The sequence below is a fragment of the Pannonibacter sp. I15F10I1 genome (assembly GCF_900185665.1).
GTDB lineage: Bacteria > Pseudomonadota > Alphaproteobacteria > Rhizobiales > Stappiaceae > Pannonibacter > Pannonibacter indicus.
Genome location: NZ_FYAN01000019.1, coordinates 72,845 through 94,379, shown reverse-complemented (window position 1 = coordinate 94,379; position 21,535 = coordinate 72,845). Strand labels below are relative to the sequence as shown.

The following is a 21,535-nucleotide window of genomic DNA, read 5'->3' as shown; positions in this document are numbered from 1 at the left end:
GCCTGGATTGCCATTCGCTTCACGACTCCCGCTCCGGAACCTGACGGGCCTTGCCGAACGGTTTGCGCCGCCCAGATGGTTGGTGTAAGGCTCGAACCTTGTTTGCGCCGCATCATTGCCGTGTCATGGAGTGACCCAAAGCGTGTCTTCTAAGCCGCATACCCCTTTGCTTGACGGGATCACCGGCATGGACGCCCTGCGCGCCCTGCCCGAGAGCGACCTGCGCCAGCTGGCCGAAGAACTGCGCACGGAAACAATTGATGCAGTCTCCCAGACCGGCGGGCACCTTGGCGCGGGCCTTGGCGTCGTCGAACTGACGGTGGCGCTGCACTATGTCTTCAACACGCCCGATGACCGGCTGATCTGGGACGTGGGTCACCAGTGCTACCCGCACAAGATCCTGACCGGACGGCGCGACCGCATCCGCACCCTGCGCCAGCCGGGCGGCCTTTCGGGCTTCACCAAGCGCAGCGAAAGCCCGTTTGATCCCTTCGGCGCGGCCCATTCCTCCACATCCATTTCCGCCGGCCTCGGCATGTCCGTGGCGCGGGATCTGGACGGGCGCAGCAACAATGTCATCGCCGTCATCGGCGACGGGTCGATCTCCGCCGGCATGGCCTATGAAGCCATGAACAATGCCGGGGCGCTCAACTCGCGGCTGATCGTCATCCTCAACGACAACGACATGTCCATCGCCCCGCCGGTGGGCGCCATGTCCGCCTATCTGGCACGGCTCGTTTCGGGCCCGACCTACAAGTCGCTGCGCGATGCTGCCAAGAAGATTGCCCACACCCTGCCGCGCCCGCTGCAGGAAAAGGCGGCGCGGGCCGAGGAATATGCCCGGGGCTTCTGGACCGGCGGCACCCTGTTCGAGGAGCTGGGCTTCTATTACGTCGGCCCGGTCGATGGCCACAACATGGACCATCTGCTGCCCGTCCTGAAGAATGTGCGCGACACCCATCAGGGGCCGGTGCTCATTCACGTGGTCACACAGAAGGGCAAGGGCTACGCCCCGGCAGAAGGCGCCAAGGACAAGTATCACGGCGTCGCGCGCTTCGATGTGATCACCGGCAAGCAGGACAAGCCCAAGGCCAACGCGCCGAGCTACACCAGCGTCTTTGCCCGTGCGCTGGTGGAAGAGGCCGAGCGTGACGAGAAGATCGTCGGCGTCACCGCAGCCATGCCCGACGGCACGGGCCTTGACCTGATGCAGCAGGTGTTCCCCACCCGCGTCTTCGACGTCGGCATTGCCGAACAGCATGCCGTCACGTTTGGTGCGGGCCTTGCCAGCGAAGGCTACAAGCCTTTCGTCGCCATCTATTCCACCTTCCTGCAGCGCGGCTACGATCAGGTCGTGCATGACGTCGCCATCCAGGGCCTGCCCGTGCGCTTCCCCATCGACCGTGCGGGGCTGGTGGGCGCCGATGGCCCCACCCATGCGGGTGCCTTCGACACGGCCTTCCTCGCCTGCCTGCCCGGCTTCGTGGTGATGGCAGCGGCCGACGAAGCCGAGCTGAAGCACATGGTGGCAACCGCTGCAGCCCATGACGAAGGCCCCATCTCCTTCCGCTATCCGCGCGGTGAAGGCCTTGGCATCGAGTTGCCGGAACGTGGGCAGGTGCTGCCGATCGGCAAGGGCATCATCCGCAAGGAAGGCACCAAGGTAGCTCTTCTGTCCTTCGGCACCCGCCTGGCGGAGTGCATGACGGCGGCGCATGAACTGGACGCGGCCGGTCTTTCGACGACCGTGGCCGACGCCCGCTTCGCCAAGCCGCTGGATCTGGATCTGCTGACGCGGCTCGCCCGCGAGCATGAGGTGCTGATCACCGTCGAGGAAGGCTCCGTTGGCGGCTTCGGCAGCCATGTGCTGAGCGCGCTGGCCGAGCTTGGCGCGCTGGACAAAGGCCTCAAGGTGCGCACCATGACCCTGCCCGACCGCTATCAGGAGCACGACAAGCCGGACGTGATGTACCGCGACGCAGGCCTCAACGCCGAAGGCATCATGCGCAAGGTCTTCGAGGTGCTGGGCAAGGACGCCGCCGGTCTTGCCCTGCGCGCCTGAGTGCACCGGCACAGCAGAACGAAAATTTTCACAACCACCGGGTAGACTGCTGCCGCGCGTGCGTTGAGGATGACATCATGATCAAGGCTCTGGCCTCCATCTCCGCCCTGCTTGCCTCGGTGGCGCTGCTGCTCGTCGGCCACGGGTTGCAGGGCACGCTGCTGCCGCTTGCCGCCCAGCAGGCGTCCTTTTCCGATCTCGAAATCGGCTTCATGTCGTCGTTCTACTTTGTCGGCATGGTGCTCGGCTGCCTTGGCTCGCCCTACGTGATCATGCGTGCCGGTCATATCCGGGCCTTCGCGGCGCTGGTTTCGCTGATGTCGGCTGCCGTCATCCTGCACCCGGTGCTGATGGACCCGATCTCGTGGAGCCTCATCCGCGCCATCTCGGGCTTCTGCCTCGCCGGCTTCTACATGATCGTCGAAAGCTGGCTGAACGAGGCGGCCGACAACCGCAACCGCGGCACCATCATGTCGGTCTATATCGTCGTGCTCTATGCAGCGATGATGGCCGGTCAGGTGTCGATCACCGCCACCGGCATCACCAGCTTCCTGCCCTTTGCCGTGGCCTCCGTCATGGTCAGCCTCGCGGTCATCCCGGTGTCGCTGACCAACGCCAATCAGCCCGCGCCGATCACGCTGGTGCGCTTCCGCCCGGTGAAACTCTACATCACCTCGCCCGCCGCCCTTGTCGGCTGCTTTCTTGTCGGTGTCGCCAGCAGCGCCATGTGGACGCTGACGCCGCTCTATGGCTCGCAGATCGGCCTCAGCAATGATCAGGCCGCGTTCTATGCCGCAGCCTTCATCGGCGGCGGCGTAATTGCCCAGTGGCCCTTTGGCCGCCTGTCGGACCGCATCGACCGGCGTTTCGTGCTCGTCGGCCTCGCCCTCGCCACCCTGACGATGGCCTGCCTCATCGTCGTGTTCAAACCATCAAGCCCCCTCATCGCCACCTTGATGACCATGAGCGTCGGCGCCTTCCTGCAGCCCGCCTATTCGGTGGCTATGGCCCACGCCTATGACCATGCCGATCCGGCAGAGTATGTGGAGACCTCTTCCGGCCTGCTGCTCGCCTATGGCATCGGCTCGATCCTCGGCCCCATGTCAGCCTCGCTGCTGATGTATGTCATGGGCTCGGAAGGGCTTTATGCCCAGGTGGCTTTGGTGCAGGTGGTGACGATCCTGTTCGTCTCCGGCCGTCTGCTGGCCCGCAAGACCCCCTCGCGCGCCGACAAGACCGGCTTCGAATACGCGGCTACCGCGCAGGTCGGCTCGGTCATCGCCCCCGATCCGCTGGACACCACCGATCCGCTCATCATTCCGCCGGAAGAATTCCCGGCCTATGACACACAGGCCTTCGATCCGGCCGAGCCCGGTGTCACGGAGGAAAATGTCCCCGGCGCCGGACAGGACACGGAAAAGACGGATGGCACCGCGTGAGGGGCAAGGTGCGGCAAATTTGCGCTCGCACACTGCACAGGAAATAGTCATAGTGCGCCCATGAAGACGCCTTCGAGCCTGTTTGCAATCCTGCGCACGGAACGCACGCCATTCGCGCTGATGGCGGTGATTGCCCTTGTCTTCAGGCTCTTCCTGCTGGCTTCGCCTGCCCATGCGGCGGCGCTGGCCGGGGATGTGGACTTCGGCAGCATCTGTCTCGGCATGAGCCAGAGTGTCGAAGCTACCCTGCCCGGCGATACGCCTGCTGAAGCACCCAGGGCGCCGCATGATCCGGCAGCCTGCGTCTGTGCCACGGGCTGCCACATTGCCATCACCGGCCCGCTGTTTGCCGCGCCCTTAAGCGATTCAAGCCTGCGCATTCCGGAAGCGGCGGTCCTGCCGCTGCTGCAAAACCAGTCTCTTCCCGTCACAGAAGCCTTGCTGACCGGCAAGGCCATCAGGGCACCGCCTGCGATCTGACATCCCGCACGCATTCACCTCTGATGATCTGCGGCATGCCTGATGCTGCCGCCCTACATGACTGGAAGACACATGACCATTCTGAAGACCCTTGCCGGCGCTGCCGCTGCCCTTGCCCTGCTTGCCTCCTCCGCCATGGCGCATGAGTACAAGCTCGGCGATCTCGTCATCAACCACCCCTGGACCCGTGCGACCCCGCCGAATGCTCCGGCAGCCGGCGGCTTCCTGAAGGTGCACAACGGCGGTGCAGCCGATGACAAGCTGATTTCTGCAACGTCCCCGGCTGCAGGCCGCGTCGAGCTGCATGAAATGGCGGTTGTCGACAGCATCATGAAGATGCGGGAAGTCGAAGGCGGCATCGCGCTGCCGGCCGGTCAGGACACCGAGCTGAAGCCGGGCGGCCTCCACATCATGCTCATGGAGCTGAAGGGACCGCTGGTGGAAGGCGAAAGCATTCCCATGACCCTGACCTTTGAAAAGGCAGGCCCCATCGACGTGACGCTGAAAGTCGAAAAGATGGGCGCCAAGGGCAATGACCACGGCAGCCACAACGGGGCAGCCCACAGCCACTGAGAGGGAACATGTCTTCTCTGAAATTCATCCGCTACGGCGCTTGGGCGGCAGTTGCCGCCCTCGCCATCGGCGCAGGATATGTCACCGTCTCGCAGATGCAGAACGGCGGCGGGGCGCAGGTTGCGTCCGTTGCCAGCATCGGCGGCCCCTTCACGCTCGTGCGCGGCGACGGCACGACAGTGACCGACAAGGATTTTGCCGGCAAGCCGCTGGCCATCTTCTTCGGCTTCACCTTCTGTCCGGATGTCTGCCCCACCACCCTGTCGGACCTGCAGGGCTGGATCGAGCAGCTCGGGCCGGATGCGGACAAGATGAGCTATGCCTTCGTGTCGGTTGATCCGGAGCGCGACACCCCGCAGGTGATCGGCGACTATGTGGCGGCCTTCGACCCGCGCATCACGCCGCTGACTGGCTCGCGCGAGCAGATCGACGAGGTGATCAAGGCCTACCGCGTCTATGCCAAGAAAGTTCCGCTGGACGGCGGCGGCTATACGATGGATCATTCGGCGATGATCTACCTCATGGATGGCAGCAACCGCTTCGTCGGCACCATCGCCTATGAGGAAGATCAGGCAACTGCGCTGCAGAAGCTGAAGAACCTGATCGCCCGCAACGGGGCCTGACAGCTCGCCCCTGCGGCCGCAGGACAACGGGAGACTTTGGACGTGGTATCTGGACGCTGGATCGCGGCAGGCGGGCTGACGGGCGGAGCGTTGATTGCGCTGGCCGGTTTCGGCTGGCTGCGCTATGGCGAGCAGCTCTATTTCGATGTTCTGGTGGCCGGCCTCGCCGGCTGCCTCTGAACACCGGCATCACCCCTCCGGAACCCCGCCCGCATGTCCAGCCGCCAGCGCCTTGACCAGTGCCTTGCCGACCTCGGCCTTGCCCCGAGCCGCGCCCGTGCCCGCGATGCCATTCTGCGCGGCACGGTCAGTATCGATGGCGTGGTCATCACCAAGCCGGGGCAGCTTGTTGCTTCCACCCAGAACATCACGCTGGCCGACCCTGCACAAAACTACGTCTCCCGCGCCGCGCTGAAGCTGCTGGCAGCGCTGGAGGCCTTTCCCGTTGACCCTGCCGGCAAGACCTGTCTGGATGTCGGCGCGTCCACCGGCGGCTTCACGCAGGTGCTGCTGGAGCGTGGTGCGGCCCGTGTCCACGCCATCGATGTAGGCCACGGCCAGCTGCATGAGCGCATCGCCTCCAACTCGAAGGTCAACCGCCGTGACGGGCTCAACGCCCGTGACCTGACGCTGGCAGACCTTGAGGGCGAAGCGCCGCAGCTGATCGTCTCTGACGTCAGCTTCATTTCCCTGAAACTCGCCCTGCCTCCGGCCCTTGAGCTTGCAGCACCCGGCGCCGAAGCCATTCTTCTGGTCAAGCCGCAGTTCGAGGTGGGCCGTCAGGGCATCGGCAAGGGCGGCCTGGTGCAGCCGGATCTGGTGGAGCCTTGCGCCGAAGACCTGCGCCTCTGGCTCGATGCCCTGCCCGGCTGGAAGTCGCACGGCCTCATCCCCTCCCCCATCACCGGCGGCGACGGCAACCGCGAGTTTCTGCTCTACGGCCGCAAGGACGGCTGAGGATAAGCATTAGGCCGCGGTCCTTCTCTCACCGTTGGTAAAGCACAGCGCAATCGAAGCACTTCATACCTTAGAAAAAGGCAGCAGTTTGGTAACTTCGGCACGGTGTTTCAGCCCCCCTCCCCCTGGTGGGGAGGGGGTAGGGGTGGGGGGAACGCCTCTCCGTCCGGCAGAGAAAACCAATTGATCCCGAGTTGCAGTTCGTGATGACTGCCAATTTAGAAAAATATCTATCTTTCAGTAAGTTGCGGGCTCAGAGCCCCCCACCCCTTACCCCTCCCCACCAGGGAGAGGGGGGCGGCAAAAGTCCCGCCAGGAAACAAATGCATCACTACGGCTATACGTCTTTAATTGATTGAAGAATTCGGCTGCGCAAGAAGAAGGGCTTCTGTCACAATATCTCCCTCGCAATTCCGCGCTTGCGGTTGGTGGCGGGGCGGGGTATCGCACGGCGATGACGGACGCGACAATCGACATCACCATCACCGCCCTCGGCCACCTGGGCGACGGGCTGGCATCTGGCCCGAAAGGCCCCCTTTTCGTTCCCGGCGGACTGCCGGGCGACGTGCTGCGCGTGAAGGCGCAAGGGGACCGGGCTTCGATCCTCGAAATCCTCACCCGCAGCCCGGTCCGCGTGGAGCCCACCTGCCGCCATTTCGAGGCCTGCGGCGGCTGCTCGCTGCAGCATATGGCCGAGCCCGAATACCTCGCCTTCAAGCGGGATCAGGTGGTGCGCGCTCTGGAAGACCGGGGCATCGAGGTGCCGGTGGGTGAAGTCATCCCAAGTGCGCCGGGCTCCCGCCGCCGCGCCGTGCTGACGGCTGTGCGCGCTGGCCACAAGCTGCTGCTCGGCTATCACGAGCGCGCCAGCAACCGGCTGGTGGACATCACCGAATGCCCCGTTCTTGATCCGAAGGTCGTGGCTGCCGTGCCGGGTCTCAAGCGCCTTGCCGAAGTGCTGATGCCGCGCAAGGGCGAGCTGAGGCTTACCGTTCTGGCAACACAGGCGGGACTTGATGTGGCTCTGGCCAATGTGGCGCCCGGCATCGAGAAGAAGCTCGTGCAGCTCTCCGGCCTGACGGCGGATCTCGGTCTTGCCCGCCTTTCCGTCGATGGCGAGATCATTCTGGAAGCCCGCGCCCCGGCCCTGCCGATGGGCAAGGTGGCTGCCGTTCCGGCGCCCGGCGGCTTCACCCAGGCCACTGCCGAGGCCGAAGCCCATCTGGCCACTCTGGTTCTGGCAGCCCTCGGCAAGTCGAAGAAGGCGGCCGACCTTTTCGCGGGCATCGGCACCTTCACCTTCCGCATGGCCGAAACCATGTCCGTGCATGCGGTGGAAGGCGAGGCCGCAGCCGTGGCCGCTCTCGACCGGGCCTCGCGCCAGCCGGCAGGCCTCAGGCAGATCACCTTCGAGCGGCGCGACCTGTTCCGCCGCCCGCTGATGGCAGCGGAGCTTGCAGGCTTTGATGCCGTCACCTTTGATCCGCCGCGCACGGGCGCGCAGGCCCAGGCCGAGCAGCTGGCCCTTTCCAAGGTGAAGCGCATTGCTGCCGTCTCCTGCAATCCGGCCACCCTCGCCCGCGATCTGCGCATCCTGATCGACGGCGGCTTCAAGGTCACCCGCGTGACGCCGGTGGACCAGTTCCTCTACTCCCCGCATGTGGAAGTGGTGGCGGCGCTGGAACGGGCGTAACGGCAAGACAGGACGTTCACGTTTGCGTGCTTGAGGCTGATCAGCCTCGAACTGGCATAAAGGCGCATTAGTGTACCAGCTGGCGAATGGCACCGTCCGGGGACGGGCCATCATCGACAGGGAGCACATCATGAACGACATGACGCCCATGCAGCGCAAGACCGCACGGGATTTCCCGCAGGAACTGCTCGACCTTTACGACTTCTATGCCCACGGCAAGATCACCAAGCGCGACTTCCTCGAAAGGGCCGCCAAGTTTACGGTCGCGGGCGTTACGGCCGCCATGCTGCTGGATCAGCTGGCCCCCAACTACGCCCTCGCCCAGCAGGTGGCGCCCGATGATGCCGGGATCGTGGCGGAACGCATCACCTATGCCTCCCCCAATGGCAATGGCGAGGTGAACGGCTATCTGGTGAAGCCCGCAGGAGCCGCTGCAAAGCTGCCGGCTGTTCTCGTCATTCACGAGAACCGGGGCCTCAACCCCTACATCGAGGATGTGGCACGGCGGCTCGCCAAGGCCGGTTTCATGGCGCTGGCGCCGGACGGGCTCACATCCGTTGGCGGCTATCCGGGCAATGACGACAAGGGCCGTGAACTGCAGCAGACGGTTGATCCGGAAAAGCTGATGAATGACTTCTTCGCCGGTTTCGAGCATCTGCTCGCCCGCGAGGACGGCACCGGCAAGGTGGGAGCCGTCGGCTTCTGCTATGGCGGCGGCGTGGTCAATGCCATTGCCGTTGCCTATCCGGAGCTTGCGGCGGGCGTGCCCTTCTATGGCCGCCAGGCGCCGCTGGACGGCGTTCCGGCCATTCAGGCACCGCTGCTGCTGCAATATGCGGAGCTGGATGAGCGCATTAACGCGGGCTGGCCCGCTTACGAGGAAGCGCTGAAGGCCAATGGCAAGACCTACACGGCCTATATCTATCCCGGCGTGAACCACGGCTTCCACAACGACACCACGCCGCGCTACGACGAGGCCGCCGCAAAGCTCGCCGAAGAGCGCACCATCGCCTTCTTCAAGCAACATCTGGGATAGGCGCGGAACCTGGAGCACTTTCGTTGAAAAACGGGCCGCCGAGAGTGCTCTATCTCTTTGTTTTCACGCAATTCCGGACGCAAAACCGGTTCCCACTTTTGCTGGAACTGCTCTAAAGCTGCAGGGCCTCCCGCAGCGCCAGACCGGAGCGGGTGTCGAGGTCCAGATCCATTTCGATATGATCGATGTGATGGATGATCAGGGCCTCGGCGCCTTTCGCATCTCCAGCTTCAAGCGCATCGACAATCTGGCGGTGCTCGTCCAGGCCGCAACTGGACGAGCCTGTCCGCCCGTAAAGCGCGATCACCAGCGAGGACCGGGCGATCAGTTCCTCGATAAAGCGCTGCAGGATCTGGTTGCCGCCGATGGCTGCCAGCAGCAGGTGAAATTCACCTGAAGCCTTGATCTCGGCGCGGCGCGCGTTCGGCCCGCGCGCATTCATGTGGCCCTGCTCTTCGATCAGATGCTCGCGCAGGCGGGCAAAGTCGGCGGGCGTGGCGTTCTCGATCACGGAAGCCACAATCCCCGGTTCGACGAGCCGCCGTGCAGCGAAAAGCTGCCGGGCTTCCGCAGGCGTCGGATTTGCCACGAAGGCCCCACGGTTGCGCTCGAACCGCACCAGCCCTTCAAACGACAGCATCTGCAATGCGGCGCGGGCGACGGTGCGGCTCACGTCAAACAGTGCCCCGACTTCGCTTTCGGTGAGCTTGGCGCCGGGTGCCAGGCGGCGGTCGATGATGGCATCGCGCAAATGATCGCGGATGGCCTGGGTGCGGTCATCCCCGGCCTGCGGCCCGCCCTGTGATGTCGAATCGATGGTGCCCATAGCTCCCCTGTTCTGCCCACCATTTCTTACTCCGAAACGCGCGGGATCAAATCCTTTCTTGCATACATTCGCATAAAAATATTGCATACAATTTATTCAGTTCATTGAACGCAATCGGGTATTTTTTAAGCAGCGCGTGGGCCGGGCATCGGCACAAATCACAGGCTCAACCAGTATTCCTTTTCAAAACAACAGGTTAGGCAGCCAACCGCAAACTGGCACGAATGATGCGAAGCGATGGTCCAGCAAGGAACGCCGCATGAGCAAAGCAGCCACCATCGAAATCGCCTCCGTTTCCAAGGTCTATGGCACGGCTACGGCCGTCCGCTCGATCAGTCTCAAGATTCCGGCCGGAAGCTACTGCTGCCTGCTGGGGCCGTCCGGCTGCGGCAAGTCGACGACCTTGCGCATGATTGCCGGCCATGAGGCCATTTCGTCGGGCGATATCCTGCTTGGGAACACGATGATCAACGATCTGCCGCCCGCAAAGCGCGGCACGGCGATGATGTTCCAGTCCTATGCGCTGTTTCCTCACCTCGACGTCACCGACAACGTTGCCTTCAGCCTGAAGATGAAGGGCATGGCCAAGCCCGAACGCCGGGCCAAGGCGCTGGAAATGCTCCGTCTGGTGCAGATGGAGCCCTATGCGGAGCGCCGCCCGGCGCAGCTTTCGGGCGGGCAGCAGCAGCGCGTTGCCCTCGCCCGCGCCCTGATCACCGATCCGGAAGTGCTGCTGCTGGATGAGCCGCTGTCGGCACTGGACCCGTTTCTGAAGATCAAGGTCCGCGCCGAACTCAAGCGTCTGCAGCACCAGCTCGGCATCACCTTCGTTCACGTCACCCACAGCCAGGAAGAGGCGATGGCTCTGGCTGATCTGATCGTGGTCATGAACGATGGCCGGATCGAACAGGCAGCAAGCCCCCGCACCATCTTCGAGCGCCCGGCGACGGCCTTCGTTGCCCGCTTCATGGGCGACCACAATGTCATCACGGGGCGCGTTGCCAGCACCACCGGGGACAGCGTCCTCATCGAGACGTCCGGCGGCGGCAGTTTCGCAGCATCCGGGGGCGCCGCGGAAACCGGCAGCACAGCCGATATCGCCGTGCGCACTCACAAGGTCAGGCTGGCGCAACCGGCAAGTCCGGGCCTCGGCTTCACCGGCATCATCACCAACATCGAATATCTGGGACCGACCGTGAAGCTGACGGCGGAGGGGCCAGGTGTGGAAGAGTTCACCGCAATCGTCAGCGACGGCGCTTTCTACACGAATCCCGTCAAGCGCGGCGAGGCCGTTCCATTCGCGTGGGATGCCGAAGACGCCATCGTTCTTGGCCGGATTTGACCAGATCTCGCAGCATCAAAAACAAGGGGACATGCCATGACAGACAAGACCAGCAGCAAGACTGATATTTCCCGGCGTTCGCTTCTCAAGGCCGGGGCTGCGGCCGCCGGTCTTGCCGCCGGTTCGGGTGCCATCACCGGCTTCCCGACCATCTGGGCGCAGAACCCGATCACCCTGCGCCAGTTCGGCACCGGCGTTTCCAACCTCAATGCCATTGCCGAAAAGTGCAAGGAAGACCTCGGCATCACGCTGGAGATGACGGCAAGCGATTCCGATGCTGCCGCCCAGCGCGCCGTCACCCAGCCGGACAGCTACGATATTGCCGACATCGAATACTGGATCCTGAAGAAGGTGTTCCCGTCGGGCGTCATCCAGCCGATGGATATCTCGCGCCTCACCTATTACGACAAGATCGTGCCGCTGTTCAAAACCGGCAAGCTGCTGCCGGACAGCGTGATTGCGCAAGGCACGGCGCCCCACACGGTGGGCTTCGTCGAAGGGCCGGACAGCCGCACCTTTGCCAAGGGCGAAACCGGCTGGTTCACCATGGTCCCGACCATCTACAACGCCGACACCCTGGGCATCCGCCCGGATCTGGTGGGCCGCGAAATCACGACCTGGGCCGATATCATGGACCCGGCCTTCCGCGGCAAGACCTCGATCCTCAACATCCCCTCGATCGGCATCATGGACGCTGCGATGATCATGGAGGCGATGGGCAACATCACCTATGCCGACAAGGGCAACATGACGGTGCAGGAAATCGATGCCACCATCGACTTCCTCATCGAAGCCAAGCGCAACGGCCAGTTCCGCGCCTTCTGGAAGAGCTTCGACGAGAGCGTCAACCTGATGGCATCGGGCGAAGTGATCATCCAGTCCATGTGGTCACCCGCCGTCGCCGCCGTCCGTTCGCGCGGCATTGCCTGCAAATACCAGCCCCTCAAGGAAGGCTACCGCTCCTGGGGCGGCGGTCTTGGCCTGGCCGCCCACCTGTCGGGCGCCAAGCTCGACGCGGCCTATGAGTACATCAACTGGTACACCTCCGGCTGGGTCGGCGGCTATCTCAACCGCCAAGGCTATTACTCGGCCTGCATGGAAACGGCCAAGGACTACATGTCGGCGGATGAATGGGGCTACTGGATCGAGGGCAAGCCTGCGCAGGGCGACATTCTTGCCCCCGATGGCACGGTCATGGAAACGGCCGGCGCCGTCCGCGACGGCGGCTCCTTCGAAGAGCGCATGGGCAAGGTTGCCTGCTGGAACTCGGTCATGGACGAAGACCGCTACATGGTCCGCCGCTGGAACGAGTTCATCGCCTCCTGATCATCGCATCCCCCTCCTCCCTGCTGTCGCGGGGAGGAGGACCGGTCACAGTCAGCGGATATTCCCTGGGAGACAGCCATATGGCATCGCAAGCCGCAAAGCCGTCAGCGGTTCCGGTCACGGGCACACCGGCCGCCGGTGTGCTGACCGCGTTTTTTGACCGGTTCTCCGCCTATCTCCAGGCCTTTCCCCTTGCGGCCATTCTCGGGTTCTTTCTGCTGGCCCCCGTCCTGATGATCGCGGTGGTGAGCTTCTGGGATTATGACTTTGCCCGGCTCTACCCGGATTTCGTCATGACCAACTATGCCGAAACCCTCGGTTCCCGGGTGACCTGGCGGATCTATCTCAACACGCTGAAATATGCGGCCATGGTCTGGGCCATCACGCTGGTCCTCGGGTTCTGGGTGGCCTATTTCCTCGCCTTCCACATCCGCACGACCGCCATGCAGATGGTGCTGTTCCTCGTCTGCACCGTGCCCTTTCTCACGTCGAACATCATCCGCATGATCTCCTGGATCCCCGTGCTGGGGCGCAACGGGCTGGTGAACTCCGGGCTGATGCAGGCCGGCATCATATCCGAGCCCATCGAATGGCTGCTCTATTCGGACTTCGCCATCGTGCTGGCCATGGTGCATCTCTACACGCTGTTCATGGTGACGCCGGTCTTCAACACGCTGATGCGCATCGACCGTTCGCTCATCGAGGCCGCACGGGATGCGGGCGCCAGCAGCTTCCAGATCCTGTGGAACGTCATCCTGCCGCTTGCCAAGCCCGGCATGGCCATCGGCACGATCTTTGTCGTCACGTTGGTGATGGCCGATTTCGTCACCGTTCTGGTGATGGGTGGCGGACAGAGCGCCTCGGTGGCGCTGATGATGCGCAACCAGATGTCCCTGCTGCAATATCCGGCGGCCTCCGCCAATGCGGTGGTGCTGCTGATTGTCGTGCTGCTGATGGTCGCCGCAATCCTGCGCGCCGTCGATATCCGCAAGGAGCTTTGACATGATCTCCGAAAAACGCGGACGCAGCTTCTGGGTGCTCGCGGTCTTTTTCGCCCTGTTCGTCGTCTTCCTCTACGGCCCGCTGTCGGCCATCGTCATGCTGTCGTTTCAAGGGCCGAACGGCGGGCTGACCTTCCCCATGAACGGCGTCTCGCTGCACTGGTTCCACAACCTCACCCAGCAGCAGGCCGTCGGTGATTTCGGCGGCTCGTTCCGCCGCTCCTTCACGCTCGGACTGATGGTGATGAGCGTGACGGTGCTCGTCTCCCTGCTGGCCGGACTTGCCTTCCGGCGCAGGTTTTCCGGCGCAACGCCATTGTTCTATCTCTCGGTCGCCAGCCTCGTCGTTCCGTCCATCGTCGTCTCGCTCGGGATCGGGGTCATGTTCCAGCAGCTTGGCCTGCGCCCCTCCTGGTACGGCTCGGCCTTCGGGGCGCACCTGACCTGGACATTGCCATTCGGTGTTCTGATCATGTTCGCCGTCTTCAACCGCTTTTCCCCCTCCTACGAAGAAGCGGCGCGCGACCTTGGCGCCTCGTCCTGGCAGACGTTCCGCCATGTTGTCCTGCCGATGATCGCGCCGATGCTCACCGGCGTCGGGCTCTTCGGCTTCACGCTGTCCTATGACGAATTCGCGCGAACCCTGATGACGGCAGGCACCTACAACACGCTGCCGCTCGAAATCTATGCCATGACGACCAACGTGACGACGCCTGTACTCTATGCACTCGGCACCGTGACCACCCTGTTCTCGCTGACGGTCATTGCCACGGTCCTCGGTGTCATCGTCTGGCTCAACCGGCGCAGGACCAAGGGATGACGGCCATCAGCAACCATCGCATTCTCGTCATCAATCCCAACACCACGGCATCGATGACACAGACCATTGCCAAAGCCGCCCGGGGGGCCGCCGCACCATCCAGCGAGATCTGCGCGGTCACCTCCGCCATGGGGCCCGCCTCGATCGAAGGCTATTATGACGAGGTGCTGGCCATTCCCGGCGTCCTGACGGCCATCCGCGAGGGCGAACGTGAGGGCGCTGCTGCCGCCGTGATTGCCTGTTTCGATGATACGGGCCTTGATGCCGCACGTGCTCTGGCCACCATTCCGGTGATCGGCATCTGCGAGGCAGCGCTCAGCCTTGCCTCCTTTGTCGCCCGGCGCATCACCGTGGTCACCATGTCGCATCTGTCCATCGTTCCGGTCGAGGAGCTTGTGCATCGCTACGGGATGAGTTCGCGGGTGCGCGTGCGCGCTGCGGGCGTGCCCGTGCTGGAGCTGGAAAACCCCGCCTCCAATGCGGTGGACCGGCTGCGCAGCGAGATTTCAAGTGCGCTTGGGGAAGACCACGCAGAAGCCATTGTTCTGGGCTGCGCCGGCATGGCGGATCTGGCTGCTTCCCTGCAGCGCGAGTTCAAAGTCCCCGTCATCGATGGCGTGGGGGCAGCGGTCAAGCAGGCCGAGGCGCTGCTGGCTCTGGGGCTGTCGACCGGCAAGCGCGGAGCCTATTCGACGCCGGCCCGCAAACCCTTTACCGGTCTTCTGTCCGGTTTTGCCCATGAAGCGGAGCCTGCACAATGACCGGCCCCGTGATCCGCCAGCTCACCACGGCGGAAGTGGAACAGCTCATCGGCTGGGCTGAGGCCGAAGGCTGGAACCCCGGCCTTGACGATGCCGCGGTGTTTCAGGCCGCCGATGCCCGCGGCTTCCTGGGCGCCTTCGCCGAAGGAGAAATGGCTGCCGGGATCTCGGCCGTCCGCTATGGCGAGGACTTCGGCTTCATCGGGCTTTACATCTGCCATCCGGACTTTCGCGGGCAAGGCTATGGCAAAGCCGTCTGGAACGCAGGCCTCAAGCACCTTGAGGGCCGGACCATCGGGCTTGATGGCGTACCGGAACAGCAGGCGAATTACCGCTCGATGGGCTTCGTCTCACAGTACAGGACCATCCGCTACAGCGGACACTCTGCCCACGCGGACAAAGCTGGCGGCATCCGCCCGCTGGAAAGCGCAGACATGCCGGCCGTTGAAGCCTTCGACCGCGCATATTTTCCAGCACCGAGAACCGGGTTTCTCAGCCAGTGGCTGACGCGGCCGCGCCGGGCGCTTGCCGCGTTCGAGGGCAGCACCTTGCGTGGGTATGGGGTGGCGCGCCCCTGCCGCGAGGGCTGGAAGATCGGCCCGCTCTTCGCCGAAGATGCAGCCGTTGCCGGGCCCCTGTTCGCAGCGCTCGCAGAAGGATGCGAGGGCGGCATCCATATCGACGTCCCGCAGACGGCCGGAGGCTTCATCCGCTTTCTGGAAGACGCCGGATTTGCCCCCGGCTTCGAGACGAGCCGCATGTACTGCGGTCCAGCCCCTGCCATCCGGCTGGATGGTGTGTTCGGGATCACGACCCTCGAACTGGGCTAGCAACAGATCCATGCGGCCCGGCTTTTCTTAGCCCCGGCGGGCAAGCACCAGATGGCCGGGCACCGGCTCGCCTTCTTCCAGGCGCACGGTGATCGGGTCCATGGCCAGAATGGTGAAGCCATGCGCTTCGAGCACGCGGGTCAGATATCCCTGGGAATGGGCATAGCGCCGCTTCGGGCCGACGAGATAGTCCTTCCCGCCCAGCGCTTCGTCCGGAAGGGTCTCGGTCGAGAAGCCGAAAACGCCGCCCGGGTTCAGCCGGTCTGCCGCCGCTGCCACAATCCGCTCGACCTTGCCGAGATAGGGAAAGACGTCCGTCGCAGCGATCAGGTCATAGACCGGGCGCTGGCCGTCGTCGTCCTCGAACTCCTCCAGAAAGGCGACCGCCTCGCCGACGTAAAGGTCGGTATAGACCTCCCGGTCGAAGGCGATCTCGACGATCTTTTCGGACAGATCGACGCCGGTCATCGCCTCGCAGATATCGCCCAGCGCCTCACCGGTGAGCCCCGTGCCGCAACCCAGATCCAGCCCGGTGTTGTAAGGCCCCGGCGCATGGCTCCGCAGCTGCTCGCGCAGCAGGAGCGGCACGCAGTAGCCGAGCTGATCGACGAGAATGGCCTCGAACACATCTGCATGCTGGTCGAAGAGCGTCGCCACATAGGCTTCCGGCATGGCATCGGGCGCCGTGTCCCGGCCCATGGCGGCCAGGCGCACGCTGGCGCCGCAATGGTCCGCTGGGTCAATGGTCAGGGCTTCCCGGTAGGCGGCTTCCGCACCATCCAGATCCCCGGCCTTTTCGAGCTCGAGGCCCCGATTATAGACCCCGGCCAGCGCTTCCTCGTCGAAGGATGCGGTCTCTTCTTCTTCGGCCATGGTCAGCCCTTTCCTGCGTGCGGTATTTCTGATCGCGTCTTACCGCTCTCCGCCCGAAAAGGACAGGCGCAATCACCATGCTGGGGAGCGGATCAAAGATCCGTCAACAGCCGGCTCCAGCTTTCCGAGGCAAAGCCGCCCGCATAAAGATCCCCGCGGCGCGCGGCGTCATTGACACTCGAAAAGCGGCTACCGATGCAAAAAAAGCCGCGCGGGGAAAAGCTGATCCAGCGCTGGGAGAGCAGCGCACGCATCAAGAAGGGCTGTGCCATGCCTTCAGCTATCACATGCCCTGCAGCTTCGAAGGCGGCCAGCATGGAAGTGACCGCGTCAAACTCCCGGCCCTCTTCCGTCAGCAAATGCAGAACCGTCGCCTTGCGCCCGTCAGTGTACCAAGCTAGTGCGGCAAAAACGCCACTTGCATCGCGAATGCAGCCAAAGCGCAATGTGCCAAGAGCTAGGTTTTGCGCGGCAAGGCCGGTCAGCCAGGCGAACTCCTCATCCGGCCACAAGGGGTGAACAGGAAACCGAGAGAGCAACGGCCTTGCGGTCTTGAGGAAAACGGCTGCATCCGTCTCTTCCACGCTAAGTTCGTTCCGCACCTCCGGCACAAGCGCAGGCTTCAGCCGCCGGGCAAGAACGTCAACCGCGCCACAAGGCAGCAACGCCAGCAAGGGGCGCAGACGAGGCAGCCTTTGGCCTGCAATCACCCGGGCAGCGGAAACCGGACGCAAGATGCGCCGCCATTCGAGGCTCTGCGTCGTCAGCACCTGACCGCCGACAGCAATCCAGTGCTTGGCGCTTAAGGGAGAAGCGCTGTCTGACAGCAAAAAGTCTTGCCTCTTGGCCCTCAAGGCCCCTGAAATCCGGGCGGCCCCAGACCGCCCTTCCCGCCCCTCAGACATGAAAGAGCAAAGCAGCCGCGCCGTCACGCGCGCTCCCTCAACATTGAAAGTCATGGGAACGCTCAAGACCGCGGCCGTGACACCTGAAGAGGGATGGTCATGCACGAGACTGCCGGATGCCTCGCTGTAGGATGGGCTGCCGAACAGCAATTCGCCGAGATAGGCTTCGAGCGCGGCCGCATCCCTAACCCCGGAGGGCCGGAACACGCGGCCAAAGAGCCCCGCGACCACCGGAAGATCATCCTGACGCATCGGGCGCACCAGGCGGGCAGCCTTCGGCTCCGGCACTTCAGCCAGATGATCATTCAACGCGGCCTGCATGCTACCCCTTTCCGTCTTTCATCAGTCAAGAAGCTAACGCAAAGGCATTTACATTTTCGTATAGCACGCCAAAGAAAACAGCAATTTTCCTAGAAAAGATCAAGCTGACCGGAATTGCCACCGTCTTCTTGCGCCTTTCTGCGGGCGGGACGGGTTTTCGGAGCTTTTTCAGAGGCAGCATCGGGCGCCGCCCCGGCGGCCCGCTCGGTCAGCCCCGGATCATCCTGCGCGGCACTGTTGACGCGGGACGATACGGGGATGAACTCCAGATAGTCATCCGCCACCGGCCGCAGCAGGCGGCGCGCTTCCTCCGCCCTCACCTGCCCCGTATCCAGCCAGGCGTCGAAATCCTGTTCGAAAAGAATGGCCGGCATGCGGTCGTGCACGGCCTGCATGGCGCGGTTGGCAGGCACGGTCAGCAGGGCGCCGGTGTCGATCTCGCCGCCCGACGGATCGGACCATGTGTCCCACAGCCCGGCCACCGCCATCAACCCGCCGCCCGCAGGCCGGATGAAGAAGGGCTGCTTCTGTGCCCCGGTGCGGCGCCATTCGTAAAAGCCGTCCATCGGCACGAGGCAGCGGTGATGGCGCATGGCCGCACGGAACGAAGGCTTTTCCGCTGCCGTCTCCGCCCTCGCATTGACCAGGAGGGTAAAGCTGGCCGGATCTTTCACCCAGCCGGGAATAAGTCCCCAGCGCACCAGCGCGAACCGCCGCTGGCCATGCTCATGCCGGACGGTGGCAACCGGCTGGGTGGGGGCGATATTGTAACGCGGCGGAAAGTCCGGCCGGTCCCGGTAGTCAAACAGCTGCTCCAGCGCTTGCGGGGATGACGTCAGGGTGAAGCGTCCGCACATGAAAATCCTTGCAGTGATCTGATTAGTTCTTTGGCAACAAAGGCAGGTTAGGTTCGGGAGAAGTAGAGTTCAACCGGGGGGATGGCATGACGCAGGAGGATCCAGTGCTGGGCACCGGCGATCTGTCCGCCGAGCGGCTTGCCAAAGCCAATATCAACCCGGCGACTGGCCTTGCAACCGACTATCTGAACCACTTCAACGAAGTGGTGATGCTGCTCGAAATGCTCCCGGCCATGCCGGAATGCGCCGAGGACGTGCTCGCCTGGAGCCCGGCGGACTACGAGACCCATTTCGAGAACTCCAGTTTCTCCGAACGCCAGCTTGCCATTGAGGCCTATCATGCCGCCCCCGTGCGTCTGCGCGCGCATCTGGAAACGCTCGTTTCCGGAATCAATTCGGCGGTGCTGAATTCGCAGGACATGATTCGCAGCGCTGTGTCACCGTCGGAGGTCGCCTTTGAGCTGGCGGAGAAGGCGACAAACGAGATCAAGCCGTTGATCGCCATGGCCAGCGGCGTCATCCACGGCCATATCAGCGCGCAGGATGTCCCCGCCCACGAAGGCTCGGAAGCGCAGGCGGAAATCGACGCCCTGTTTGCCTGAAGCCGGTTTGCCTGAACCATGTCCGGGACGCTCCCTCCTCCTCCACTTGTTCCCGGTGTCAGCATCCTCTGCCACAGGAATGGGGACGTTCTGATCATCCGGCGGGGCAAGGCGCCCTATGCAGGATACTGGAGCCTGCCGGGCGGCAAGCTGGAGGCTGGTGAGACTCCTCTACAGGCGGCACAGCGCGAACTTCTGGAGGAAACCGGCGTCACCGCAGAGCTGGGAGAGCCGGCCGGAACGCTTACCATCGACAGCCGGGACGAAAGCGGGGCGATTCGGGCCCGGTTTCATCTGACCATCTTCATGGGCGCGCATGTCTCAGGCGAGCCCATCGCGGGCGATGATGCGGCAGAGGCCTGCTTCAAGCCCCTCTCCGCGCTCGGCAGCCTTGAAATGACGCCAGGCACTGCCGAACGCATCCGGAAACTGATGGCCTGTTGACGGGACAACCGCGGCCTTGCACCGCCGGTCCTTGCAGCCCATTATCCTGCCGGACAGGCAGGGACCCAATGGACTCCAGCACACACACCAGCGCCCGGCGCCGCATGACCATAAGAGCCCTTGCCGGCTTTGCAGCGGCTGTCCTGATGCTCGCGGCTTTGCCGGTTCGTGCGCAGGATACTCAGTCCGAAGCCCCTTATGAACGCCAGTTGCTCCGCCTGTCGGAAATCCTCGGCGCTCTGCATTTTCTGCGCCCCCTGTGCGGACGCGATGATGCGCCAAGCTGGCGGGAGCGGATGGAAGACCTGCTGGCAGCCGAAATGCAGGGGGAAGTGCGCAAGCGCCGCCACATCGAGCGCTTCAACCTCGGTTATCGCGGATTTTCTTCGGTGTATCAAAGCTGTACGCCCGCTGCACGGGCCGCCATGAACGCCTATGTCCAGGAAGGCGAGAAGCTGAGCCGCGATGTTGCGGCCCGTTATGCGCGCTAGCCGCGCTCCGTTACCAAAGGCTTAACCCTCCACGTATAATTTGTGGGTGGACGTTAAGAAGGCCTTCACACTCGCTTCCCGCGTAGTCTTCCCATGGTAAGGTCTTCGCAGATTCGGGGAACGGCACCGACTCATCCGAAGCGAAAGCGGCAAAGACCTAAGGGACAGCATGACCAACGACGAATTCAGCGAGATGTCTGCGGACGTCCAATACCTTGAAGACGACGATATTCGCCGTGCTGCGCTTGGTTTCATTCAGGATGCATGGTCCGAGGCGATTGCCTGCGGCGTTGATACGGATGCTGTTGCTCACGCAGCCATGTTTACTGCGCTCGCCGATCTTGTTTCCACTTACGGCGAAGATGCAGTTGCCAAGCTGGCAGAAGGTCTGCCGGAGCGTATTCTGCGCGGTGACTATTCGGTCAATCGCGTCCTTCAGTGACGCCGGCGAACGGCGGAGCGCGAGACACGGCCCCTGCGCTCCCCCAATGATCTTTTTTGATCCTCTGATCAGCCTTTTCCAGCCCTTCACGCTCAGAAAACGCCCAGCAGGCTGACAAGGATTCCGGCCGCAAAGAGAATCAGCACGGCACCGGCGGCCCGGTTCACCATTTCAAGCCAGCGGTCTGTAAAGCGATCACGCAGCGCGCTTGCCCCTCCGGCCACGACGGCCCACCACAGGCAAGCCCCCGCCGCCACACCGCAGATCATGCTCAGTGCATCCAGATGCCTGCCCGGCTGCGGAGCCCAGTCGCCAAGACTGCCGAAGATCGCCAGAAACCCCAGAATCGCACCCGGATTGGTGATTGTCATGACAAAGGCAGCCAGCGCATCACGCAGCAGGGTGTGATCGAATTTGCTCTTTTGCGTATCCATGTGCGGATGGCTGCGCAGCACCGCAATGCCAAATACGACCAGAACGCTCGCCCCCACCAGCTTGATGGCCGTCTCGTGCAGTTCGACGAACTCGGCCACAACCGAAATGCCGAAAAGTGCGGCGGCCGCGAACAGCGTGTCTGCCGCAACGGCCCCAAGACCGACGAGAAAACCAGACCGGAAGCCCCGGTGAAGGGCCCTTCGCAGCGCCATGATGTTCACGGGCCCGACGGGAGCGCTGGTCATCACGCCAATTGCCAGTCCAAGCAGTGCATATGAAAGCGATGGCGTCATGCAGGAAAACTCTGGCAAAAATGGCACATGTGCCTGCGGTTTAACGAAAGGAGGACAGGATGCCAAGCGCGCAGGCTCTTTTGAATGGCCTTTCCGCTGCGGC

Annotated in this window: 24 protein-coding genes; 19 read left to right on the top strand and 5 right to left on the bottom strand. The window is 63.4% G+C overall.

Features of this window, described 5'->3' with window-relative positions:
• Nucleotides 1–142 precede the first annotated feature (142 nt).
• From dxs to yghX, 9 genes are all read left to right on the top strand, one after another.
• On the top strand, nt 143–2,062 hold the full coding sequence (gene dxs / locus IF10I1_RS12785) for a 1-deoxy-D-xylulose-5-phosphate synthase (protein WP_186415212.1): 1,920 nt from the start codon (nt 143–145) through the stop codon (nt 2,060–2,062).
• 77 nt (nt 2,063–2,139) lie between these two features.
• Nucleotides 2,140–3,501, top strand: coding sequence for an MFS transporter (locus tag IF10I1_RS12780; RefSeq protein WP_186415213.1), 1,362 nt, complete (start codon nt 2,140–2,142; stop codon nt 3,499–3,501).
• Nucleotides 3,502–3,561: 60 nt separating this feature from the next.
• Nucleotides 3,562–3,981, top strand: a complete 420-nt coding sequence (locus tag IF10I1_RS12775) for a hypothetical protein (RefSeq protein WP_123193702.1) — start codon at nt 3,562–3,564, stop codon at nt 3,979–3,981.
• 72 nt (nt 3,982–4,053) lie between these two features.
• A complete protein-coding gene (locus IF10I1_RS12770) occupies nt 4,054–4,554 on the top strand; it encodes a copper chaperone PCu(A)C (protein ID WP_058897760.1) in 501 nt (166 codons plus the stop codon).
• Nucleotides 4,555–4,562: 8 nt separating this feature from the next.
• Nucleotides 4,563–5,177 (top strand): SCO family protein, encoded by a 615-nt coding sequence (locus tag IF10I1_RS12765; RefSeq protein ID WP_186415215.1) that lies wholly within the window; start codon nt 4,563–4,565, stop codon nt 5,175–5,177.
• Nucleotides 5,178–5,219: 42 nt separating this feature from the next.
• Nucleotides 5,220–5,357, top strand: coding sequence for a hypothetical protein (locus IF10I1_RS12760; protein ID WP_157757070.1), 138 nt, complete (start codon nt 5,220–5,222; stop codon nt 5,355–5,357).
• Nucleotides 5,358–5,390: 33 nt separating this feature from the next.
• On the top strand, nt 5,391–6,134 hold the full coding sequence (locus IF10I1_RS12755) for a TlyA family RNA methyltransferase (protein ID WP_186415216.1): 744 nt from the start codon (nt 5,391–5,393) through the stop codon (nt 6,132–6,134).
• A gap of 454 nt (nt 6,135–6,588) precedes the next feature.
• Entirely contained in the window at nt 6,589–7,827 is a 1,239-nt protein-coding gene (locus tag IF10I1_RS12750; RefSeq protein ID WP_186415217.1) for a class I SAM-dependent RNA methyltransferase, read from the top strand.
• Between the two features lie 148 nt (nt 7,828–7,975).
• Entirely contained in the window at nt 7,976–8,863 is an 888-nt protein-coding gene (gene yghX / locus IF10I1_RS12745; RefSeq protein ID WP_186415288.1) for a YghX family hydrolase, read from the top strand.
• 112 nt (nt 8,864–8,975) lie between these two features.
• On the opposite strand, the gene IF10I1_RS12740 is transcribed toward yghX, so the two are convergent.
• On the bottom strand, nt 8,976–9,689 hold the full coding sequence (locus IF10I1_RS12740) for a GntR family transcriptional regulator (RefSeq protein WP_186415218.1): 714 nt from the start codon (nt 9,687–9,689) through the stop codon (nt 8,976–8,978).
• 259 nt (nt 9,690–9,948) lie between these two features.
• Between IF10I1_RS12740 and IF10I1_RS12735 the strand changes: the two genes are divergently transcribed.
• The 6 genes from IF10I1_RS12735 to IF10I1_RS12710 all read left to right on the top strand — a co-directional run bounded on the left by IF10I1_RS12735 (nt 9,949) and on the right by IF10I1_RS12710 (nt 15,769).
• On the top strand, nt 9,949–11,031 hold the full coding sequence (locus IF10I1_RS12735; RefSeq protein ID WP_186392939.1) for an ABC transporter ATP-binding protein: 1,083 nt from the start codon (nt 9,949–9,951) through the stop codon (nt 11,029–11,031).
• A 36-nt stretch (nt 11,032–11,067) separates the two neighbouring features.
• The gene (locus IF10I1_RS12730; protein WP_186424527.1) at nt 11,068–12,357 is read left to right on the top strand and encodes a PotD/PotF family extracellular solute-binding protein; all 1,290 of its coding nucleotides are present in this window, start codon (nt 11,068–11,070) and stop codon (nt 12,355–12,357) included.
• 80 nt (nt 12,358–12,437) lie between these two features.
• Nucleotides 12,438–13,358: an ABC transporter permease gene (locus tag IF10I1_RS12725; RefSeq protein ID WP_186392940.1), complete on the top strand. Its 921-nt coding sequence runs from the start codon at nt 12,438–12,440 to the stop codon at nt 13,356–13,358.
• A 1-nt stretch (nt 13,359) separates the two neighbouring features.
• Complete coding sequence (locus IF10I1_RS12720) at nt 13,360–14,178, top strand: ABC transporter permease (protein ID WP_186392941.1); 819 nt, start codon at nt 13,360–13,362, stop codon at nt 14,176–14,178.
• Nucleotides 14,175–14,939, top strand: coding sequence for an aspartate/glutamate racemase family protein (locus IF10I1_RS12715; protein WP_186392942.1), 765 nt, complete (start codon nt 14,175–14,177; stop codon nt 14,937–14,939). The genes IF10I1_RS12720 and IF10I1_RS12715 overlap by 4 nt, the downstream gene beginning before the upstream one ends.
• A complete protein-coding gene (locus tag IF10I1_RS12710; RefSeq protein WP_186392943.1) occupies nt 14,936–15,769 on the top strand; it encodes a GNAT family N-acetyltransferase in 834 nt (277 codons plus the stop codon). The genes IF10I1_RS12715 and IF10I1_RS12710 overlap by 4 nt, the downstream gene beginning before the upstream one ends.
• A 27-nt stretch (nt 15,770–15,796) precedes the next feature.
• On the opposite strand, the gene IF10I1_RS12705 is transcribed toward IF10I1_RS12710, so the two are convergent.
• From IF10I1_RS12705 to IF10I1_RS12695, 3 genes are all read right to left on the bottom strand, one after another.
• The gene (locus tag IF10I1_RS12705; RefSeq protein ID WP_122519461.1) at nt 15,797–16,642 is read right to left on the bottom strand and encodes a methyltransferase; all 846 of its coding nucleotides are present in this window, start codon (nt 16,640–16,642) and stop codon (nt 15,797–15,799) included.
• A 92-nt stretch (nt 16,643–16,734) separates the two neighbouring features.
• On the bottom strand, nt 16,735–17,868 hold the full coding sequence (locus IF10I1_RS12700) for a GNAT family N-acetyltransferase (RefSeq protein ID WP_186392944.1): 1,134 nt from the start codon (nt 17,866–17,868) through the stop codon (nt 16,735–16,737).
• Between the two features lie 89 nt (nt 17,869–17,957).
• Nucleotides 17,958–18,725 (bottom strand): SOS response-associated peptidase, encoded by a 768-nt coding sequence (locus IF10I1_RS12695; RefSeq protein ID WP_186392945.1) that lies wholly within the window; start codon nt 18,723–18,725, stop codon nt 17,958–17,960.
• Nucleotides 18,726–18,811: 86 nt separating this feature from the next.
• Here IF10I1_RS12695 and IF10I1_RS12690 point away from each other — a divergent pair, with 86 nt between their 5' ends.
• The 4 genes from IF10I1_RS12690 (at nt 18,812) to IF10I1_RS12675 (ending at nt 20,704) form a co-directional block, all read left to right on the top strand.
• Entirely contained in the window at nt 18,812–19,327 is a 516-nt protein-coding gene (locus tag IF10I1_RS12690; protein ID WP_186392946.1) for a hypothetical protein, read from the top strand.
• An 18-nt stretch (nt 19,328–19,345) separates the two neighbouring features.
• Nucleotides 19,346–19,771 carry an NUDIX hydrolase gene (locus IF10I1_RS12685; RefSeq protein WP_050471914.1) on the top strand — a complete coding sequence of 142 codons (426 nt, stop codon included), beginning with the start codon at nt 19,346–19,348 and terminating at the stop codon, nt 19,769–19,771.
• A gap of 68 nt (nt 19,772–19,839) precedes the next feature.
• On the top strand, nt 19,840–20,262 hold the full coding sequence (locus tag IF10I1_RS12680) for a TIGR02301 family protein (protein WP_244284701.1): 423 nt from the start codon (nt 19,840–19,842) through the stop codon (nt 20,260–20,262).
• 169 nt (nt 20,263–20,431) lie between these two features.
• On the top strand, nt 20,432–20,704 hold the full coding sequence (locus IF10I1_RS12675; protein ID WP_050471916.1) for a hypothetical protein: 273 nt from the start codon (nt 20,432–20,434) through the stop codon (nt 20,702–20,704).
• A gap of 92 nt (nt 20,705–20,796) precedes the next feature.
• On the opposite strand, the gene IF10I1_RS12670 is transcribed toward IF10I1_RS12675, so the two are convergent.
• On the bottom strand, nt 20,797–21,384 hold the full coding sequence (locus tag IF10I1_RS12670) for a LysE family translocator (RefSeq protein ID WP_208977287.1): 588 nt from the start codon (nt 21,382–21,384) through the stop codon (nt 20,797–20,799).
• Between the last annotated feature and the right edge of the window lie 151 nt (nt 21,385–21,535).

What these genes read in the sequence shown, in the direction of transcription:
- IF10I1_RS12780 (WP_186415213.1), top strand. Translation starts at nt 2,140, where the DNA reads ATGATCAAGGCTCTGGCCTCCATCTCCGCCCTGCTTGCCTCGGTGGCG.
- IF10I1_RS12775 (WP_123193702.1), top strand. Translation starts at nt 3,562, where the DNA reads ATGAAGACGCCTTCGAGCCTGTTTGCAATCCTGCGCACGGAACGCACG.
- IF10I1_RS12770 (WP_058897760.1), top strand. Translation starts at nt 4,054, where the DNA reads ATGACCATTCTGAAGACCCTTGCCGGCGCTGCCGCTGCCCTTGCCCTG.
- IF10I1_RS12765 (WP_186415215.1), top strand. Translation starts at nt 4,563, where the DNA reads ATGTCTTCTCTGAAATTCATCCGCTACGGCGCTTGGGCGGCAGTTGCC.
- IF10I1_RS12755 (WP_186415216.1), top strand. Translation starts at nt 5,391, where the DNA reads ATGTCCAGCCGCCAGCGCCTTGACCAGTGCCTTGCCGACCTCGGCCTT.
- IF10I1_RS12750 (WP_186415217.1), top strand. Translation starts at nt 6,589, where the DNA reads ATGACGGACGCGACAATCGACATCACCATCACCGCCCTCGGCCACCTG.
- yghX (WP_186415288.1), top strand. Translation starts at nt 7,976, where the DNA reads ATGCAGCGCAAGACCGCACGGGATTTCCCGCAGGAACTGCTCGACCTT.
- IF10I1_RS12740 (WP_186415218.1), bottom strand. Translation starts at nt 9,689, where the DNA reads ATGGGCACCATCGATTCGACATCACAGGGCGGGCCGCAGGCCGGGGAT.
- IF10I1_RS12735 (WP_186392939.1), top strand. Translation starts at nt 9,949, where the DNA reads ATGAGCAAAGCAGCCACCATCGAAATCGCCTCCGTTTCCAAGGTCTAT.
- IF10I1_RS12730 (WP_186424527.1), top strand. Translation starts at nt 11,068, where the DNA reads ATGACAGACAAGACCAGCAGCAAGACTGATATTTCCCGGCGTTCGCTT.
- IF10I1_RS12725 (WP_186392940.1), top strand. Translation starts at nt 12,438, where the DNA reads ATGGCATCGCAAGCCGCAAAGCCGTCAGCGGTTCCGGTCACGGGCACA.
- IF10I1_RS12720 (WP_186392941.1), top strand. Translation starts at nt 13,360, where the DNA reads ATGATCTCCGAAAAACGCGGACGCAGCTTCTGGGTGCTCGCGGTCTTT.
- IF10I1_RS12715 (WP_186392942.1), top strand. Translation starts at nt 14,175, where the DNA reads ATGACGGCCATCAGCAACCATCGCATTCTCGTCATCAATCCCAACACC.
- IF10I1_RS12710 (WP_186392943.1), top strand. Translation starts at nt 14,936, where the DNA reads ATGACCGGCCCCGTGATCCGCCAGCTCACCACGGCGGAAGTGGAACAG.
- IF10I1_RS12705 (WP_122519461.1), bottom strand. Translation starts at nt 16,642, where the DNA reads ATGGCCGAAGAAGAAGAGACCGCATCCTTCGACGAGGAAGCGCTGGCC.
- IF10I1_RS12700 (WP_186392944.1), bottom strand. Translation starts at nt 17,868, where the DNA reads ATGCAGGCCGCGTTGAATGATCATCTGGCTGAAGTGCCGGAGCCGAAG.
- IF10I1_RS12695 (WP_186392945.1), bottom strand. Translation starts at nt 18,725, where the DNA reads ATGTGCGGACGCTTCACCCTGACGTCATCCCCGCAAGCGCTGGAGCAG.
- IF10I1_RS12690 (WP_186392946.1), top strand. Translation starts at nt 18,812, where the DNA reads ATGACGCAGGAGGATCCAGTGCTGGGCACCGGCGATCTGTCCGCCGAG.
- IF10I1_RS12685 (WP_050471914.1), top strand. Translation starts at nt 19,346, where the DNA reads ATGTCCGGGACGCTCCCTCCTCCTCCACTTGTTCCCGGTGTCAGCATC.
- IF10I1_RS12680 (WP_244284701.1), top strand. Translation starts at nt 19,840, where the DNA reads ATGGACTCCAGCACACACACCAGCGCCCGGCGCCGCATGACCATAAGA.
- IF10I1_RS12675 (WP_050471916.1), top strand. Translation starts at nt 20,432, where the DNA reads ATGACCAACGACGAATTCAGCGAGATGTCTGCGGACGTCCAATACCTT.
- IF10I1_RS12670 (WP_208977287.1), bottom strand. Translation starts at nt 21,384, where the DNA reads ATGACCAGCGCTCCCGTCGGGCCCGTGAACATCATGGCGCTGCGAAGG.